Origin of the sequence: Tunturiibacter lichenicola (assembly GCF_051013355.1) — a bacterium.
Taxonomy (GTDB): Bacteria; Acidobacteriota; Terriglobia; order Terriglobales; family Acidobacteriaceae; genus Edaphobacter; species Edaphobacter lichenicola_F.
On sequence record NZ_CP132944.1, the window covers coordinates 5,410,183 to 5,425,455 of the forward strand.

Below are 15,273 nucleotides of genomic sequence, written 5' to 3' on the forward strand. Positions count from 1 at the left end.
AGCCGGTCTTTATGATCCGTCTACACCGTAAATGATACGCTGAGCGCAGAGATGGTTGTCGGACAACCACCACAATTCAAAGGGAACGCCTACTGTACTACAAATTTTCCTATGCAGCCAGCCATCATACGCGCCGAACGTGTCGAGAAATATTATGCGCAACCGAGCGAGAATCGCATTCAGGTCATCTCGCCGACCGACCTCTCCATTGTAAGGGGAGAGATCGTCGCATTGCTTGGGCCATCGGGCTCCGGCAAGTCCACGCTGCTCCGCATGTTGACAGGTTTGTCGACCCCTTCCGCGGGTGAAGTCTACTGGCACGAAAAACCCATCGCCACCGCCGAGGTGAATGTTTCAATTGTGTTTCAAAGCTTCGCGCTCTTCCCGTGGCTGACGGTTTTGGAAAACGTCGAAGCACCCCTGAAAGCCCGAGGCATGGAGCCGGTCGAGCGGCTCAAACGCAGCAAAAAAATCCTCGACACGGTAGGTCTGGACGGCTTTCAGGCCGCCTATCCGAAGGAGCTCTCCGGCGGCATGCGGCAGCGCGTCGGCTTCGCCCGGGCACTCGTCGTAGAGCCCGAAGTCCTCTTCATGGACGAGCCATTTTCCGCACTCGACGTGCTCACGGCGGAGAACCTCCGCAGCGAACTACTCGAGCTCTGGCAGAACAACACCATCCCGACACGCGCAATCTTCATCGTCACGCACAACATCGAAGAGGCCGTTCTCCTCGCCGACCGCATCATCGTGCTCGGCCGCAATCCAGGCCATGTGCGGACCGATTTCAAAGTTTCCCTCGAACATCCGAGAGACCGCAAGACAACCGCATTCACGCAGCTCGTGGACTACATCTACAAGGTGTTGACGCAGCCCGACGCACAGCCGCCAGCGCTCCCCCAGACAGCCACCGGCAAGCCCGTGCGCGACCAGCGTCAGATGCACTACCAGATGCTGCCTCACGCGCGCCCCGGCGGAATCGCAGGCTTGCTGGAGCTCGTGCTGGACCACAACGGCAAGGACGACATCTACCGCCTCGCGGACGATCTTTCCTTCCAGATTGACGACCTTCTCCCAATTGTCGACGCAGCCCAGTTACTTGGCTTTTTGACCGTGACAGAGGGCGACGCAGCCATCACGGCCAGTGGCGCGGAGTACGCCAACTCGGAGATCCTGCGACAAAAGGAGCTGTTCCGAAACGCGGCTGTTGAAAACGTTCTGCTGCTCCGTCAGATCGTCCGCGCTATCGAATCAAAAAGCGACCGCAGCGTCCCCGAGGACTTCTTTCACGACATGCTCGACGAGCAGTTCAGCGAAGACGAGACACTGCGACAGCTTGAGACCGCAATCGGCTGGGGTCGCTATGCCGAGCTCTTCGACTACGATGCATCCCGGCGACGCTTCATCCAATCCGAGAAGCTCCATCACGACGCGAACGCGGGCACCGCCGCGGAGATCGACGCATGATCCATCTCCCCGACCGCTTGAGCCGGTTGCAACCGCGGGAGACCCTCGCCCGAACTCAGGTCCTCGAACGCGGCTGGCCCTTCTTCCTCGATCTCTGCATCGCGGCCATCGGCCTCGCCTGCTTTTACGCCGTCATCCACATCGCCATGTTCTGGGCAGGCCGCCCCGAGCCTGAGATCGTCGTCTCGCTCAGCCCCCGCGCCCTCCCGCACTACGCCTTCTACTCCATCGTGCGCATCGGCCTTGCCTATCTCCTCAGCCTGCTCTTCGCAATCACCTACGGCTACATCGCGGCCTACAACCGCAGCGCAGAAAAGTTCATGATTGCGGTCCTCGACATTCTGCAATCAATCCCGGTCCTCAGCTTCCTTCCGCCCGTCATGCTCGCCATGATCGCGCTCTTCCCCACGCGCCAGCTCGGCGTCGAGATGGGAGCGATCGTCCTCATCTTCACTGGCTCGGTCTGGAACATGGCCTTCAGCTTCTACTCCTCGCTCAAGAGCATCCCGAAAGAGCTGATGGAAGCAACCAGCATCTACTCTTTCTCGCGCTTCCAACGCCTCTTCCAACTCGAGCTGCCCTACGCCGCCATCGGCCTCATCTGGAACTCCATCATGTCCGTCGCCGGCGCCTGGTTCTTCCTCATGGCCTGCGAGATGTTCCACCTCGGCTCGCGTGACTTCCGCCTCCCCGGCCTCGGCTCCTACCTTCAGACCGCAGCCGACGCAGGCAATGGCGCCGCCATCACATGGGGACTCATCACGATGATCCTCATCATCGTCGCCACCGACCAGCTCGTCTGGCGTCCCCTCATCGCCTGGAGCGACAAGTTCAAGTTCGAACAAGTCGAAAGCAGCAAGCGCATCACCTCGCCCATCCTCCATCTCATCACTCAATCGAGCGCCCTCGCCAGCCTCACTCGTCACACCATCACTCCGCTCACCGAGGGCCTCTACCCTCGCCTCGCAAAGCGCCGCCTGGAAAAGCTCCAACAGCTCGCGACCGTCAAACCTCCATCCCGTCTGCGTGTCATTGGCGTTCGCATCGTTGTCCTCGCCATCGTTACCGTTGCCGTAGCGTACGCCTCGTTCCAGGCCATAGCGCTCCTTCATCCTCTGCATGCATCGGAGTACCTCCACATCCTCAAGGGCGCACTCGCCACCTTCCTCCGCGTCAACCTCGCCCTTCTACTCGCGTCTCTCTGGACGATCCCCGTCGGCGTCGCTATCGGCTCGAACCCACGCCTCGCCCGCATCGCGCAACCCCTCGCCCAGATCGCCGCATCGGTCCCCGCCACTGCGCTCTTCCCCGTCCTCCTCCTCGCGCTGGTCAGGATCGGCGGCGGCATGGGCGTTGGCTCCATCGCCCTCATGCTCCTTGGCACGCAGTGGTACATCCTGTTCAACGTCATCGCCGGAGCCATCGCCATCCCCTCCGACCTCAAAGAAGTGGCGACGCTCTTCCGCTTCAGCACCATCCAACGCTGGAAGACCGTCATCCTCCCCGGCATCTTTCCCTTCCTCATCACCGGCCTCGTCACAGCCTCAGGCGGAGCGTGGAACGCCAGCATCATCGCAGAGTACTTCCCCATCAAAGGCCAGATCCTCCAGACCACCGGTCTCGGCGCCATCATCAGCGAAGCCACTGGCGGCGGCCAATTCCCCATCCTCCTGCTCGCCACCATCGTCATGGCCCTCATGGTCGTCACCACCAACCGCCTCGTCTGGCGTCCCCTCTTCCGCCTCGCCGAGACCCGCTACAAACTCGGCGGCTGAAACAGGCCAGACCAGATGCTCGTGAAGACTTTAGCCGACGAGGTACTTGCTCCCTGGCAACAGCGAGAGCAACTTAACCCCAAGATAAGTAATCACGAAGGTGGTGATTGCTATCGCTGGTATGCGTAGAAACGCATTCCCAATCATAGGTGCTATGTGGGAATGAACCGCATTGAGCACAATGATGTGTGCCAGGTACATTCCATAGCTCATGCGCGAAAGATCGTCGATCAAGCGCCATACGACACTATTGCTGTTATTCGCATGAATATTTCGAAAGAGCAGGAATAGTCCCGCGGTCATGATCGCAACGTTCAGCGTCGTAAAGTTCCACGTCAGCTCGAGATTTTTCACCACTTGCTCATAACGTAGCTGATAGATAAATCCTGCAGCGGTAAAAACATAACCCGCAACAACCATGCAGATTGCGAGCCAATCAATACGCGCAGAAGGCGCCATCCAGAACCGCTTGATATAAGCGGCTAATACCGCATAGCCCATGAAGCCCGAGAAGTAGTAGAGGGTCGGCGTCGAGTTCCAATAGCACTCACCCCACACCGCCGCAAAGAAGAGATGAATGAAAGGCAACATCAAGGTCACGCCCCACAGCACAAGGAAGAGTTCCATGCTCTTCCTGCTTGCCGAAACGATCCACGGCGAGAACACAGGCGCGATAAGGTAGATCGCCATCAGCATGTATACAAACCAAAGATGACCGACCTCAGTCCCGTAGTTGACGGGAATCTTCGCGATGTTGAGCAGAGCGGTCCGAAGAGTCGTCGCTCCCTGCGCGTAGTAATAGAACGCGTAGACCGCACACCAGATCACAAACGGAATCAACACGCGGGTAAATCGCTTCCGGAAGAATTTGCGCTCATCGCCAATCGGAAAAAGAAAAAATCCCGTGATCATGACAAAGAGCGGCACACACACGCGCAGCAGCGAGTTCGTCCATCCCACCGCCCACGATCCTGCCGTGTGCAGGACAGTTCCGGTTGCTGATATGTATTCGAACTCACCAGTGTGGATCTGCATGACCATGTAAATGGCGATCACGCGTAGGAGATCGAAGCCGCGATGCCGAGTATGTGCAGGAGAAGCTGAGATAGTCACGATGTAAAACTACCAGAGAGGTCCCTTGCGGCGTTCAATTCAGCGCAGAAGTCAGTAGATGTCTCAGAGAAGCACGGGCGCCGTCGTTCAGACGGGAGGCACAGGCGGCTCAGTCTTACGAAACGCAAACACCACCGCCAGCAGCGGCGGAGCCAGCAACACTCCCCAGAACGGAATAATGATTCCAAGCACAATCGGCCCCAGAAACGCAGCCCACCACGGCACCTTCGTGGTGCGGTGCAACACATAGGGGCCAATCACCAGGCCCTCCAGAATCACGATGAGACCATACAAGCCAAGCACCAGGCCCAAACGCCACTCATCATGTCCGCTGAAGGCCACAGCAAGGACCGGACCAATCAGCGCAATCATTCCCCCAAATGTCGGGATGATCTGCAGCAAACCGCCGAGGATAGCCCAGAACGGCGCCCATGGAACGCGAATCAGCTCAAGTCCAATCAGCCACAGAATCCCGACGATCAGTGCGTCAAGCGTAGCTGCTCGCCACCAACTGATCAGCGCTCCACCAGCGGTCTTTAGATTTGCCGTCGTATTGCTGTTTCGGATGTCCATACCAACCTGACCGTCCTATGCCGCATCTCACCTGCTGAAGCAGAACTATAACTCACCTACCTTCTTCGATGCGGATCGAGCGGCCACGAGCGGCTAAGAACGAAGCCTCGCACGGAACGGTATAGGAATGGAGCACGAACACCATGGCTGTCATGATGCAGGCTTTTTACTGGGATTCGCCCAAGCACGACAAGCAGGAACACAACTGGTGGAACTTTGTAGCAGAGAAAGTAGAGGACCTCAGTAAGGCGGGATTTAACGCACTGTGGCTGCCCCCTGTCTCCAAAGCCTCGAGCGATACCTCCATGGGCTACGACCCGTACGACTACTTTGACCTCGGCGACTTCGATCAGAAAGGCGGAACAAAAACCTACTTCGGTAACCGCGCCGAGTTGGAAGCTCTGATCGCAAAGGCTCATGCAAACGGAATAGGTCTCTATGCAGATATGGTGCTGAACCACAACTCCGGGGCCGACGAAGAAGAGGTCAACCCGCTCGACGGGGAGAAGCGCTGGACCAAATTCAATCCCAAGAGCGGCAAATTCCCCCGTGACTGGAACTGTTTTCATCCGAGCCGCTACGAACAGGTGATGATGGAAGGCGAAAACTTTGCGGGCTTCCCTCATCTTTGTCATCGCAACCCCGTCGTCTACACCGCCATGTTCGACTACGCTCGCTTCCTCATCGAAGAACTCGGCTTCGACGGATTCCGCTTCGACTTCGTCAAAGGTTTTGGCGGATGGATCATCGGTCTGCTGTCGAAGTACCGCTACGTCAAGGATGGAAACGAATTCACACCCTACGTCGTCGGCGAAATGTGGTCGGGCGAAGAAGATATCAACGCGTGGCTCGACAAAGTAAACAAGATGACCGACACGCAGATCGCGGCATTCGACTTTCCGCTGCGATACAAGTTGAAGGACGTCTGCGACAAACCCAACTACGATCTACGCAATCTGACCGACGACGGAGCCGTCGTGATGAAGCGTCCCCTGCACGCCGCCACCTTTGTCGACAATCACGACATGGGCGAAAACGCGATCGTGAACGACAAGATGATGGCCTACTCTTTCATCATGGTGCACGAAGGCTATCCGAGCATCTTCTGGTACGACTACTACAACAACGGCCTGGCCCGCCCGCAAACGCCGAACGGGATCGACGCACTCATTACCGCACACCATAAATATGCCGGTGGCGACTCACAGATCCTTCATGCCGACCCCGATCTCTACATCATGCAGCGCATCGGCTACAAGGATGACAAGGTAGACCAGCCGGGATTGATCTACGTCCTCAACAACCTCGGCGACAAATGGTCTGGTACCTCGGTCAAGACGAAATGGGCCAACCAGAAGTTCGTACCCATCGCCTGGGACGGCCACGACACCGCCCACCCCGACGAACGCACTACCGACGCCGAAGGCAACTCCGAGTTCCCTGCCCCACCGCGCGGCTTCGCCATCTACGCCCCAGCCTGAGTCACTTCGTGATGCGTAGACCGGCTTCGCCACGGGCCTCCCGTTGGTCGGCGAAAAATATCTCATCGCGACCAACGGGAGCGCCAACCGAAGGGGTATACAAGTCACGAAGTGACCGCCCCGCGCGCAGCGGGTACTCCGGAAAACGCGCAGCGGATTGTTTGAAAAATAAAGTTGAAAAAAGTCGCGCATTTTTAGAGCCCGAAAAACGTGGTGCTAAACCACCACGTTCACCATGCAAAGCACCACGAAATGGTCACCAAAAACCATCATTTTTACGTGTGGAAAACGACAACTCCCCTGTAAAACCGCACTGTAGACCACGAACCAACTTTTCTGAGTTTTTGTTGTCGTTTTTCAACCACTGAAGTGCGAATGCTATCCTTAAATCTATGAAATTTGGCGTGCTCGTCTTCCCGGGGTCCAACTGCGACCATGACACCCACCATGTCGTCGAAGAGATCGCACACCAGCCCGCAACCTTCCTCTGGCACGCCTCCGAAGACCTCCAGGGCTGCGACGCAATCCTCGTCCCCGGCGGCTTCGCCTACGGAGATTACCTGAGAACCGGCGCAATCGCCCGTTTCGCCCCAATCATGCAATCAGTAAAGAAGTTCGCCCAGAACGGAGGCCTCGTCATGGGCATCTGCAACGGCTTTCAAATTCTGTGCGAAGCTCATCTGCTCCCCGGCGCGCTCATGCGAAACGCCACCCAGCACTACATCTGCAAGCAGACATTTCTAAAGACAGAGACCACGCATTCCCCTTTTACCCACGGCCTCTCCCGCGGCCAGGTGCTGCAAATGCCCATCGGTCACATGGAAGGCAACTACTTCTGCGACGCCGAAACGCTCGCAACACTGAAGAAGGAAGACCGCATCGCATTCCGCTATGCAACACGCGAAGGCGAAGTGACCGCCGCAGCAAACCCCAATGGCTCGCTCGAAAATATCGCCGGCGTACTCAGTGAAGGACGCAACGTTCTTGGCCTTATGCCGCACCCTGACCGCTCCAGCGAGGCTTTGTTGGGCTCTGCAGACGGTCTGCTGCTCTTCCAGGCAATGGCAGAGTCATTGGCCGCCGCTCGGTAAATGTTGCAGGACCAGTGGTAAGCTAGAACGCGATGATTGACATTCACCATCACCTACTGTGGGGCATGGACGATGGTTCTACCAGCTTAGAGAACTCTATCGCCATGGCGAAGATGGCAGCAGAGGACGGGATAACGCACATCGTGTGTTCCCCTCACGCCAACGGGCGATATGTCTACAACCCGCCACTGGTTGCAGAGAAGATCGCTGAGTTGCAACGGTTGCTGGATCGTGACGCTATCGCAATTAAGCTCGGCCGCGGATGCGACTTTCACATGTCGTTCGAAAACATCCAGGAAGCGAAGATCAATCCTTCAAAGTTCAGCATCAACGGCTTGGGTTATCTGCTCGTAGAGGTTCCCGACTACGGCTTGCCGCGCGGTTTGACCGAGATCTTTTACGAGTTGCAACTTGCGGGTCTAACACCAATCTTGACTCATCCTGAGCGAAATCCTACGTTGCAGAACGATCGATCGCGCGTGAAGGAATGGTTGCAACGTGGTGTGTTGATACAAGTGACTGCAGGCTCGGTGATTGGTCGCATGGGCAAGCATGCCGAAAAGATGGCTCATGATCTGCTTGCTAATCGGTGGGTTCATTTCCTCGCGACCGACGCACACAATACCACCTCGCGCGTACCGAAGATGCGGGAGGCGTTCGAACTTGTCGCGAAAAGATATGGATCTGACTATGCGCATCTGCTGTGCGTATCGAATCCACTCGCAGTGTTCATGGGAAAGCCAATGCCTCCGCAGCTTGAACCCCAGAATCTCTATAAAGATCTGAAGGAAAAGAGCTGGTGGCAAAGAGTGCTGAAGCGGTAACTGCTACTGCAGATTAGGCGTGGATACGCTGGCGCAAAGTTATAAGCCAAGTCCGCCGTCTACAGCCAGAAGTTGACCAGTGATGAAGTGAGGAGCAGTGGCGAAGAAGATCGCGGCTGCGGCAACGTCGTCCGCCGTACCGTTGCGCTGCATGGGTGTCTTGCGCGCGAAGTGCACATAGGCCTCATCCACCTCGCCTTGAACGATCATCCCCGGGGCGATGCAGTTCACGCTGATCTCGGGGGCCCACGCCTTAGCCATTGTCTTGGAAAGCATGTGCAGAGCAGCCTTTGACGTGCAGTAATGAGCGTGGGTGGCCCACGGGTGCAAACCGCCAAGGGAGCCAATGTTGAGGATCCGGCCTTTGGTGGCGCGCAGATGAGGATGCGCAGCCTTAGCCATGAGGAACGGAGCGCGAGTGTTGGTGGTAAACATCGCGTCCCACTGTTCGACGGAGATATCTTCGAGCGCTTCTGACTCGAAAACACCCGCGTTATTAACGAGAAGGTCGATTCGGCCAAGATCGTTTACGACCGCAGAGACCGTTTGCTCAATGTCTTCGGGGTTGCGGAGATCGCAGCGAATAGCAAGGGCGTCGACATCATGAACTGCGAGGGCACGTACAGTCTCTTCAGCTTCAGCCTGTGAAGAGAGGTAGGTGATGGCAACATTAGCTCCGCGTTCAGCGAGAGCCAAGGCTATTTCGCGGCCAATGCGCTTGGCCGCTCCTGTAACGAGCACGGTCTTCCCTTGTAGCAGCTTGTCCATGGTTATCTTCTAAGGTCTACTGCTGTGGCGCGTTTGGAGTAGTAGGAGGCTGCTGCGGGGTTGCGGATGAAGCAGGCGAGGTAGGTGCGGGTTTAGCCGTCGGAGTGGTTGGCCTGATTGGCTCCTGCACACCCGGCTTTCTGGTTGCTGCTTTGCCCTCGTTGTCTACGTAGGAGGAAATCTGTTCTTGCGGGCGAATCATCGCTACAAATATCTCTTTCGATGAGTCGCTGACCAGATATTCTTCGGCATACGTCGCAAAGCCCTGCGCAATAACCTGAACCCGGACCGTGCTTCCAGTCGGAATGACGTCAATCGTGGCCTTGCCATCGGGGTCAGTCTTGACCTCGAGATTTCCCTCTTCTTTGCCGTCCAGAGTCGAGTCAAAGATGACGGCGGCGTTCATTATGGGCTTACCATTGAACTTCTTGACGACCGTGACCTGAACATGTGAGGTGACGGGGGGTGCCTTGTATTTGCGACCGCGCTTTACGGGGGCGTCCTGCGCCTGCATGGGGGCATACAGAACAGGGGCAAATGCGATGCCAAGCAACAAGAGAGACCAGGAGGTGCGACGTGACGACATGGTCACATTCTACGACTTTTGAGAAGAGATTGCGGCTCGCTGTTACCTCGGAATAGTCCGCGCATAAGGCTGCGTGACTTTCACTCATATTTCACACACAAGAGTTGACAGCGACGTATCAGATGACTATCGTTAGCAATCGGAAGGGTCGAGTGCTAACGGGCTAAATTTAGCCTCGGTAAGCCCATTCCACTCTTTATTTGCGGGATTAGCCAGACACGGTGGCTGATGTCGCGCGCTGCAATTCGGACGGCTTTCCGTTCGCCAAATCGTATCGAGGAGATGTAAGCAATGGCTACAACATCATTTACACCACTGCACGACCGTATTCTAGTTCGGCGCATTGAAGAGGGCGAAAGCATTCGTGGCGGAATCATTATCCCGGACTCGGCGAAAGAAAAGCCGCAGCAGGGCGAAGTTATCTCCGTCGGTAAGGGCAAGTCGAACGACGAAGGTAAGGTATTTCCGCTGGATGTTAAGGCTGGCGACAGCATCCTATTTGGCAAGTATTCAGGCACCGAGATCAAAATCGATGGCGAAGAGTTGCTGATCATGCGTGAAGAGGAAGTCCTCGGCATCCTCAAGAAGTAGCACTTCGTGGCGTATCTCGCGGCTTCGCCGCACAATCGGCGCTCGGGCGCCTCACTCAATTTTTGACCGGCATAAGCCGGTGACAGGAGCATCACAATGGCAAAACAGATTCTGCATGGAGAAGATTCGCGTCAGGCTATCCTGCGTGGTGTCAATATTTTGGCCGACGCAGTGAAGGTGACGCTTGGACCAAAGGGCCGCAATGTTGTTATCGAGAAGAAGTTCGGTTCCCCAACGATCACTAAGGACGGCGTAACCGTTGCCAAGGAGATCGAGCTTGCAAACTCGCTCGAGAATATGGGCGCACAGATGGTTCGCGAAGTTGCTTCGAAGACCTCGGATGTCGCCGGTGACGGTACCACTACAGCTACTGTTCTGGCCCAGGCGATCTATCGCGAAGGTGTAAAGACGGTTGCCGCCGGTGCAAACCCGATGGCGTTGAAGCGCGGAATCGACAAGGCTGTCGAGGCCATCATCGGCAAGCGCGATGAAAATGGCGTCTCGGTTGGTGGAGCACTGTCGAAGTTCTCCAAGCCGGTTTCGGGCGACATGATTGCTCAAGTCGGAACCATCTCGGCAAACTCTGATTCGCAGATCGGCACAATCATTGCCGAAGCGATGAAGAAGGTTGGTAAGGATGGCGTCATCACCGTTGAAGAATCTCGCACGATGGAGACGCAGTTGGATGTCGTTGAGGGCATGCAGTTCGACCGCGGCTACCTTTCGCCCTACTTCGTGACCGATGCGGAGCGGATGGAAGTTGCTCTCGAGAACCCCTATATCCTCATCTATGAGAAGAAGATCTCGTCGATGAAGGACCTGCTTCCCCTGCTCGAGCAGATTGCACGTACGGCCAAGCCGCTCATCATCATTGCTGAGGATGTTGATGGTGAGGCGCTCGCTACTCTCGTTGTGAACAAGCTGCGTGGAACCTTGAATGTCGCGGCTGTGAAGGCTCCTGGCTTCGGCGATCGTCGTAAGGCGATGTTGCAGGATATCGCGATTCTGACCGGCGGTAAGGCGATCACGGAAGACCTCGGCATCAAGCTCGAGGGCGTCAAGATCGAAGACCTCGGCACTGCGAAGCGCGTGACGATCGACAAGGATAACACCACTATCGTCGATGGCGGCGGTAAGGATGGCGATGTCGAAGGCCGCGTGAAGGAGATTCGCGCACAGATCGACAAGACCACCTCTGACTACGACCGTGAGAAGCTGCAGGAGCGTTTGGCCAAGCTGGTTGGCGGCGTTGCAGTGATCAAGGTGGGTGCGGCAACTGAGACCGAGATGAAGGAAAAGAAGGCTCGTGTTGAGGATGCGATGCACGCGACACGTGCGGCTGTTGAGGAAGGTATCGTCCCGGGCGGCGGAGTTGCCCTGGTTCGTTGCACCGCTGCAGTTGAGGAAGTGATCAAGAGCCTCGAAGGCGATGAGAAGATCGGTGCTTCGATCATCCGTCGTGCGATTGAAGAGCCTTTGCGCATGATCGTTTCGAATGCTGGCGAAGAAGGTGCCGTTGTGATCGGCAAGATCCACGAATCGAAGGAGCACAACTTCGGCTACAACGCCGGAACTGGCGCCTACGAGGACCTGGTGAAGGCCGGCGTCATTGATCCTACGAAGGTTACGCGTACTGCTCTGCAGAACGCGGCATCGATCGCTGGATTGATGCTGACCACCGAGGCGATGATCTCCGACATTCCCGAGAAGAAGGAATCTGCGGGCGGCGGACATCAGCATGGCGGCGGCGGCATGGACGGCATGTACTAAGAAGCTGTTTTTTGCGGAAAAAAGTTGGGCCCCGGAGCGAGTCAAATCGCTCCGGGGTTTTGCTGTTTTACGGGCATTTTTGAGGGGCGTTTTGGAAAATGTGGGGTGCAGCGGGTGGTTTTTTGGTGGTGAATTTGTGGTGTTTTGTGTGGTGGGTGTGGTGGTTTAACACCACATTTTTGAGCGCGAAAAAATACGCCACCTAAAATGAATTTTCTTGTGGAAATCGGAAGATTTTTCAGAAGTGTGTCAATGAACAGGGAGTGACGGTCTATTCGATCAGACTCGGTCAGAGTTATGGACGAAGATTTCACCTTTGACTGACGAGAGTATGACAAGTAATCGGTTCCTGTTTGATCCCATGGATCTCGGGGAGCGTCTCTCGCTCTACCCAAAAAGCTATGCCGAAGAAGATGCCTGTAAGAACGTTGCTCAAGAAGACGCTGCCGAAGGAAGTTTACGGCGGTCTTCGCGCGGTGAAGCGATCTCCTGCTCGCGCATTTCAGTGGGCGATGGATCAGTGCGGGTTTGTCGTGGCGCGAAAGAGGGACTATTACTCGCCGTTGCCTTCGCGACGGAGATTGAAGGCGACACGTGGGCGATGGGATAAGCCGAATTCCCTGCTGGGCGTTGATTACGATCTGGACGGGATGAAATCTGCGCTGACAGAACTGCTGGCTTTGTACCAGGAGGAGTTTCTCAAGCTGATGCCCTACGACGAGGCATTGCAGCTTGGATTTGGTCCTGGGTATCCGCGAGTGGATGCCATAGTTCTGTATGCGATGCTGCGCTTGAAGAAGCCTGCGCAGTATGTCGAGGTTGGGTCGGGGTTGTCGACCTGGTATGCGAGTCAGGCAGCGGAGAGAAATGCCCGCGACGGCAGGCCAATGAAGATCACCTGCGTTGAACCTTATCCGTTTGCGGCTTTGAAGACGATTGAGGGGATTTGCGTGATCCAGCAGGAGGTGCAGGATGTTGCGCTGGAGCTGTTCACGTCGTTAGGCAAGGATGACGTGTTGTTTATCGACTCCAGCCACATCGTCAGGCTGGATGGGGATGTTCCTTTTTTGTTTCTGGAGGTCCTTCCGGCTTTGCATTCGGGGCCGTTGATCCACATCCATGACATACCGTTTCCATACCATGGGCCTTATCCATCGAAGTACTGGATCTACGATGAGGTGTGGCCGATGTGGTGGAACGAGTCGATGCTGCTGCACGCGCTGCTGTGCGGAAACAGCGAGTTTGATGTAACGCTTTCGACTCCGTTGATTCGGTATCACGATGAGGAGTTTCTGCGGAAGCTGCTGCCGGATTACCAGGGAGTTGAAGAGCAGCCGAATACCTTTTCGTCCATCTGGATAAAGAGGGTCTAGGGAGTGCGCGCCCGAAGGCCAAGGTTGGACATTCGCAGATATAAGCTTCACCGAATCGAAGATGCTGCGGCGATTTCCCAGCTTTCGAACTACGGCGGCGGTTGGGCAAAAGAGGTGGAGTAGATGTTTGCGAAGAGATAGGGAGCGCGCTGCGACAGACCGTGTTGTCTGTATCGGCGATACCAGATGGAGCGCAAACGGCCACTGTCTTTTCGGTCCCACTCTGCCTGCTTGTCGCCCTGGGATTCGATCAGGAAGGTGGGCTGGCAGAGCTGGACCTGTTCCGCTGGGGCGAGGTGGCTCAACTCCGGGGAGGCGAGGCCGCCGCCATCATAGATGCGAAACCTGCCGTCGGCCGCGTAGGCGAGAAGGCCAACGTCTACTTCGGCAAGAACTGTTTCTTTGGGAGATCGGGTGTGGTTTGCGATAAAGTCTGCCGCTGAACGCATGGCCCCTCCGTATTCACTCTCGAAGCTTCGCAAGGATGGGGCCAAAAGGACTTGATTGATCGCGAAAGATGTCGTCCCCTGTAGCACCGCTGCGATAGCTGCGATTGTGAGCAGATGTCGGCTATCGATTCCGCGCATGGAGTCACCGAGGAGTAGCCCAAGAAGTACAGCGGCGCATGGCAGAAACGGAAGCATATATCTTCCCGGTGACTCCAAGCCTGGCGTCTTGAGGTAGTAAAACGCTATTACGCCTAGCAACAGCGTAGCCGGAAGCAGATAGCGCTGCCACATTAGCTTCCCTCTCTGAACAAAGACCCGACTGGCGAGTGCAGCCATGAGGATCGCCGGCCATAGAAAGGATTCACCTGCCAGTTCCGACATCTGCTTCGCAATTACTGAATTCCAGATAACGGGACGAGGAACGGATTTGGCACAGAAGGTCGTCGGCAGAACGGAATGAAAGTAGAGTTGAGCAAATATCGCCCATGGTGCTACGACAACGGCTGCGCCTGCGAGCAAGAGGGCTGCGGAGACGATTTTGTGTCCTGGTTTGGAGTAGAGAGCAGAGATCAGGGGACAGAATGCAGCCGCGAGAAGAAGCTCCGGACGCAGCAGGATGGCCAATCCGACGACAACGCCTGTGCAGAGTGATTTTTCTGGGCTAAGTTGTCGTTTGCGAAGTTGGAACAGGAGAAGTGCTACGGCCAGGAAGGCGATGGAGGCCTCCATTACTGTGCCGTTCCATCGCCATAGATCACAGCTTAGTGCGGCGAATGCCTCTGAGAGGAGGCCTATCTGCTCTGAACCAGCCTCCGATTGAACTGTGAGGTATATCAACAACAGGCCTAAGGTCGAAGCCAGACAGGAGAGCGCCTGCATCGCAGCGATGATGTGCACTGTCACCGATGAGATCAGAACTAGAAGGAGTGTGAAGGCGGGGCTCGACGACAGATTGACTGGAGTGTCGGGGTTGAGACCCCAACCGTGTCCGGAGACCACATTTCGAGCTACCTGAAGGTGGATGTAGGCATCATCTGATCCGATGTTGTGCGGATAGTAGAGCAGCTTGACAAGCGATGGGATTAGAGCCAAGAGAAGCGCTGCAAATCTCCCGTGTGACAACATTTGTTTTTTGAGCCGGCAAATAGTTGTCATGCGAACAAAGGAACAAAAACTAGCATCTACTCTCTTGTTTGAACTTTGACTGAAACGAGGCTTGCAGGCGACTGACGAAGAGCTACTTGTAGATCCTCAGCAAGCATACTGAGGAGCCTGGAGTCTGGTGTCATGGAGTTGTCAGCCGTTTGTCATATCTTGTCGCCGGTGGATTTTGCTTCGCGAGTATTTCGGGGCGAAGGATCTCGTCGTGCCGAAGACGTTTTTCGTCCATCTGGATCACGAAGATTTAGTGCGCT

Annotated in this window: 13 protein-coding genes; 8 read left to right on the plus strand and 5 right to left on the minus strand. The window is 56.0% G+C overall.

Features of this window, described 5'->3' with window-relative positions; genetic code table 11:
• Nucleotides 1–111 precede the first annotated feature (111 nt).
• On the plus strand, nt 112–1,464 hold the full coding sequence (locus RBB82_RS22635; protein WP_433972989.1) for an ABC transporter ATP-binding protein: 1,353 nt from the start codon (nt 112–114) through the stop codon (nt 1,462–1,464).
• Nucleotides 1,461–3,239 carry an ABC transporter permease gene (locus RBB82_RS22640; RefSeq protein WP_433972990.1) on the plus strand — a complete coding sequence of 593 codons (1,779 nt, stop codon included), beginning with the start codon at nt 1,461–1,463 and terminating at the stop codon, nt 3,237–3,239. Before RBB82_RS22635 ends, RBB82_RS22640 begins: the two co-directional genes overlap by 4 nt.
• A gap of 30 nt (nt 3,240–3,269) precedes the next feature.
• Here RBB82_RS22640 and RBB82_RS22645 read toward each other — a convergent pair whose 3' ends face one another.
• Both RBB82_RS22645 and RBB82_RS22650 read right to left on the minus strand, forming a co-directional pair.
• On the minus strand, nt 3,270–4,352 hold the full coding sequence (locus tag RBB82_RS22645; protein ID WP_433972991.1) for an acyltransferase: 1,083 nt from the start codon (nt 4,350–4,352) through the stop codon (nt 3,270–3,272).
• 87 nt (nt 4,353–4,439) lie between these two features.
• Nucleotides 4,440–4,925 (minus strand): AI-2E family transporter, encoded by a 486-nt coding sequence (locus RBB82_RS22650; protein WP_433972992.1) that lies wholly within the window; start codon nt 4,923–4,925, stop codon nt 4,440–4,442.
• 143 nt (nt 4,926–5,068) lie between these two features.
• Here RBB82_RS22650 and RBB82_RS22655 point away from each other — a divergent pair, with 143 nt between their 5' ends.
• The 3 genes from RBB82_RS22655 (at nt 5,069) to RBB82_RS22665 (ending at nt 8,321) form a co-directional block, all read left to right on the plus strand.
• Nucleotides 5,069–6,406 (plus strand): alpha-amylase domain-containing protein, encoded by a 1,338-nt coding sequence (locus RBB82_RS22655; RefSeq protein WP_433972993.1) that lies wholly within the window; start codon nt 5,069–5,071, stop codon nt 6,404–6,406.
• 392 nt (nt 6,407–6,798) lie between these two features.
• Complete coding sequence (purQ, locus tag RBB82_RS22660) at nt 6,799–7,497, plus strand: phosphoribosylformylglycinamidine synthase subunit PurQ (protein WP_433972994.1); 699 nt, start codon at nt 6,799–6,801, stop codon at nt 7,495–7,497.
• A 32-nt stretch (nt 7,498–7,529) separates the two neighbouring features.
• A complete protein-coding gene (locus RBB82_RS22665) occupies nt 7,530–8,321 on the plus strand; it encodes a tyrosine-protein phosphatase (protein WP_433972995.1) in 792 nt (263 codons plus the stop codon).
• Between the two features lie 39 nt (nt 8,322–8,360).
• Here RBB82_RS22665 and RBB82_RS22670 read toward each other — a convergent pair whose 3' ends face one another.
• On the minus strand, nt 8,361–9,089 hold the full coding sequence (locus tag RBB82_RS22670; protein WP_433972996.1) for an SDR family NAD(P)-dependent oxidoreductase: 729 nt from the start codon (nt 9,087–9,089) through the stop codon (nt 8,361–8,363).
• A gap of 16 nt (nt 9,090–9,105) precedes the next feature.
• Entirely contained in the window at nt 9,106–9,675 is a 570-nt protein-coding gene (locus tag RBB82_RS22675; protein ID WP_433972997.1) for a hypothetical protein, read from the minus strand.
• Nucleotides 9,676–9,966: 291 nt separating this feature from the next.
• Here RBB82_RS22675 and RBB82_RS22680 point away from each other — a divergent pair, with 291 nt between their 5' ends.
• From RBB82_RS22680 to RBB82_RS22690, 3 genes are all read left to right on the plus strand, one after another.
• Nucleotides 9,967–10,266, plus strand: a complete 300-nt coding sequence (locus RBB82_RS22680; protein WP_020713919.1) for a co-chaperone GroES — start codon at nt 9,967–9,969, stop codon at nt 10,264–10,266.
• A gap of 96 nt (nt 10,267–10,362) precedes the next feature.
• Entirely contained in the window at nt 10,363–12,036 is a 1,674-nt protein-coding gene (gene groL / locus RBB82_RS22685) for a chaperonin GroEL (RefSeq protein ID WP_433972998.1), read from the plus strand.
• Nucleotides 12,037–12,449: 413 nt separating this feature from the next.
• Nucleotides 12,450–13,409, plus strand: coding sequence for a class I SAM-dependent methyltransferase (locus RBB82_RS22690; protein WP_433972999.1), 960 nt, complete (start codon nt 12,450–12,452; stop codon nt 13,407–13,409).
• Between the two features lie 89 nt (nt 13,410–13,498).
• Here RBB82_RS22690 and RBB82_RS22695 read toward each other — a convergent pair whose 3' ends face one another.
• A complete protein-coding gene (locus RBB82_RS22695; protein ID WP_433973000.1) occupies nt 13,499–14,950 on the minus strand; it encodes a hypothetical protein in 1,452 nt (483 codons plus the stop codon).
• Between the last annotated feature and the right edge of the window lie 323 nt (nt 14,951–15,273).

Excerpts from the sequence above, each read along its gene's own strand:
- RBB82_RS22635 (WP_433972989.1), top strand. The coding sequence starts at position 112 with ATGCAGCCAGCCATCATACGCGCCGAACGTGTCGAGAAATATTATGCG.
- RBB82_RS22640 (WP_433972990.1), top strand. The coding sequence starts at position 1,461 with ATGATCCATCTCCCCGACCGCTTGAGCCGGTTGCAACCGCGGGAGACC.
- RBB82_RS22650 (WP_433972992.1), bottom strand. The coding sequence starts at position 4,925 with ATGGACATCCGAAACAGCAATACGACGGCAAATCTAAAGACCGCTGGT.
- RBB82_RS22655 (WP_433972993.1), top strand. The coding sequence starts at position 5,069 with ATGGCTGTCATGATGCAGGCTTTTTACTGGGATTCGCCCAAGCACGAC.
- purQ (WP_433972994.1), top strand. The coding sequence starts at position 6,799 with ATGAAATTTGGCGTGCTCGTCTTCCCGGGGTCCAACTGCGACCATGAC.
- RBB82_RS22665 (WP_433972995.1), top strand. The coding sequence starts at position 7,530 with ATGATTGACATTCACCATCACCTACTGTGGGGCATGGACGATGGTTCT.
- RBB82_RS22670 (WP_433972996.1), bottom strand. The coding sequence starts at position 9,089 with ATGGACAAGCTGCTACAAGGGAAGACCGTGCTCGTTACAGGAGCGGCC.
- RBB82_RS22675 (WP_433972997.1), bottom strand. The coding sequence starts at position 9,675 with ATGTCGTCACGTCGCACCTCCTGGTCTCTCTTGTTGCTTGGCATCGCA.
- RBB82_RS22680 (WP_020713919.1), top strand. The coding sequence starts at position 9,967 with ATGGCTACAACATCATTTACACCACTGCACGACCGTATTCTAGTTCGG.
- groL (WP_433972998.1), top strand. The coding sequence starts at position 10,363 with ATGGCAAAACAGATTCTGCATGGAGAAGATTCGCGTCAGGCTATCCTG.
- RBB82_RS22690 (WP_433972999.1), top strand. The coding sequence starts at position 12,450 with ATGCCTGTAAGAACGTTGCTCAAGAAGACGCTGCCGAAGGAAGTTTAC.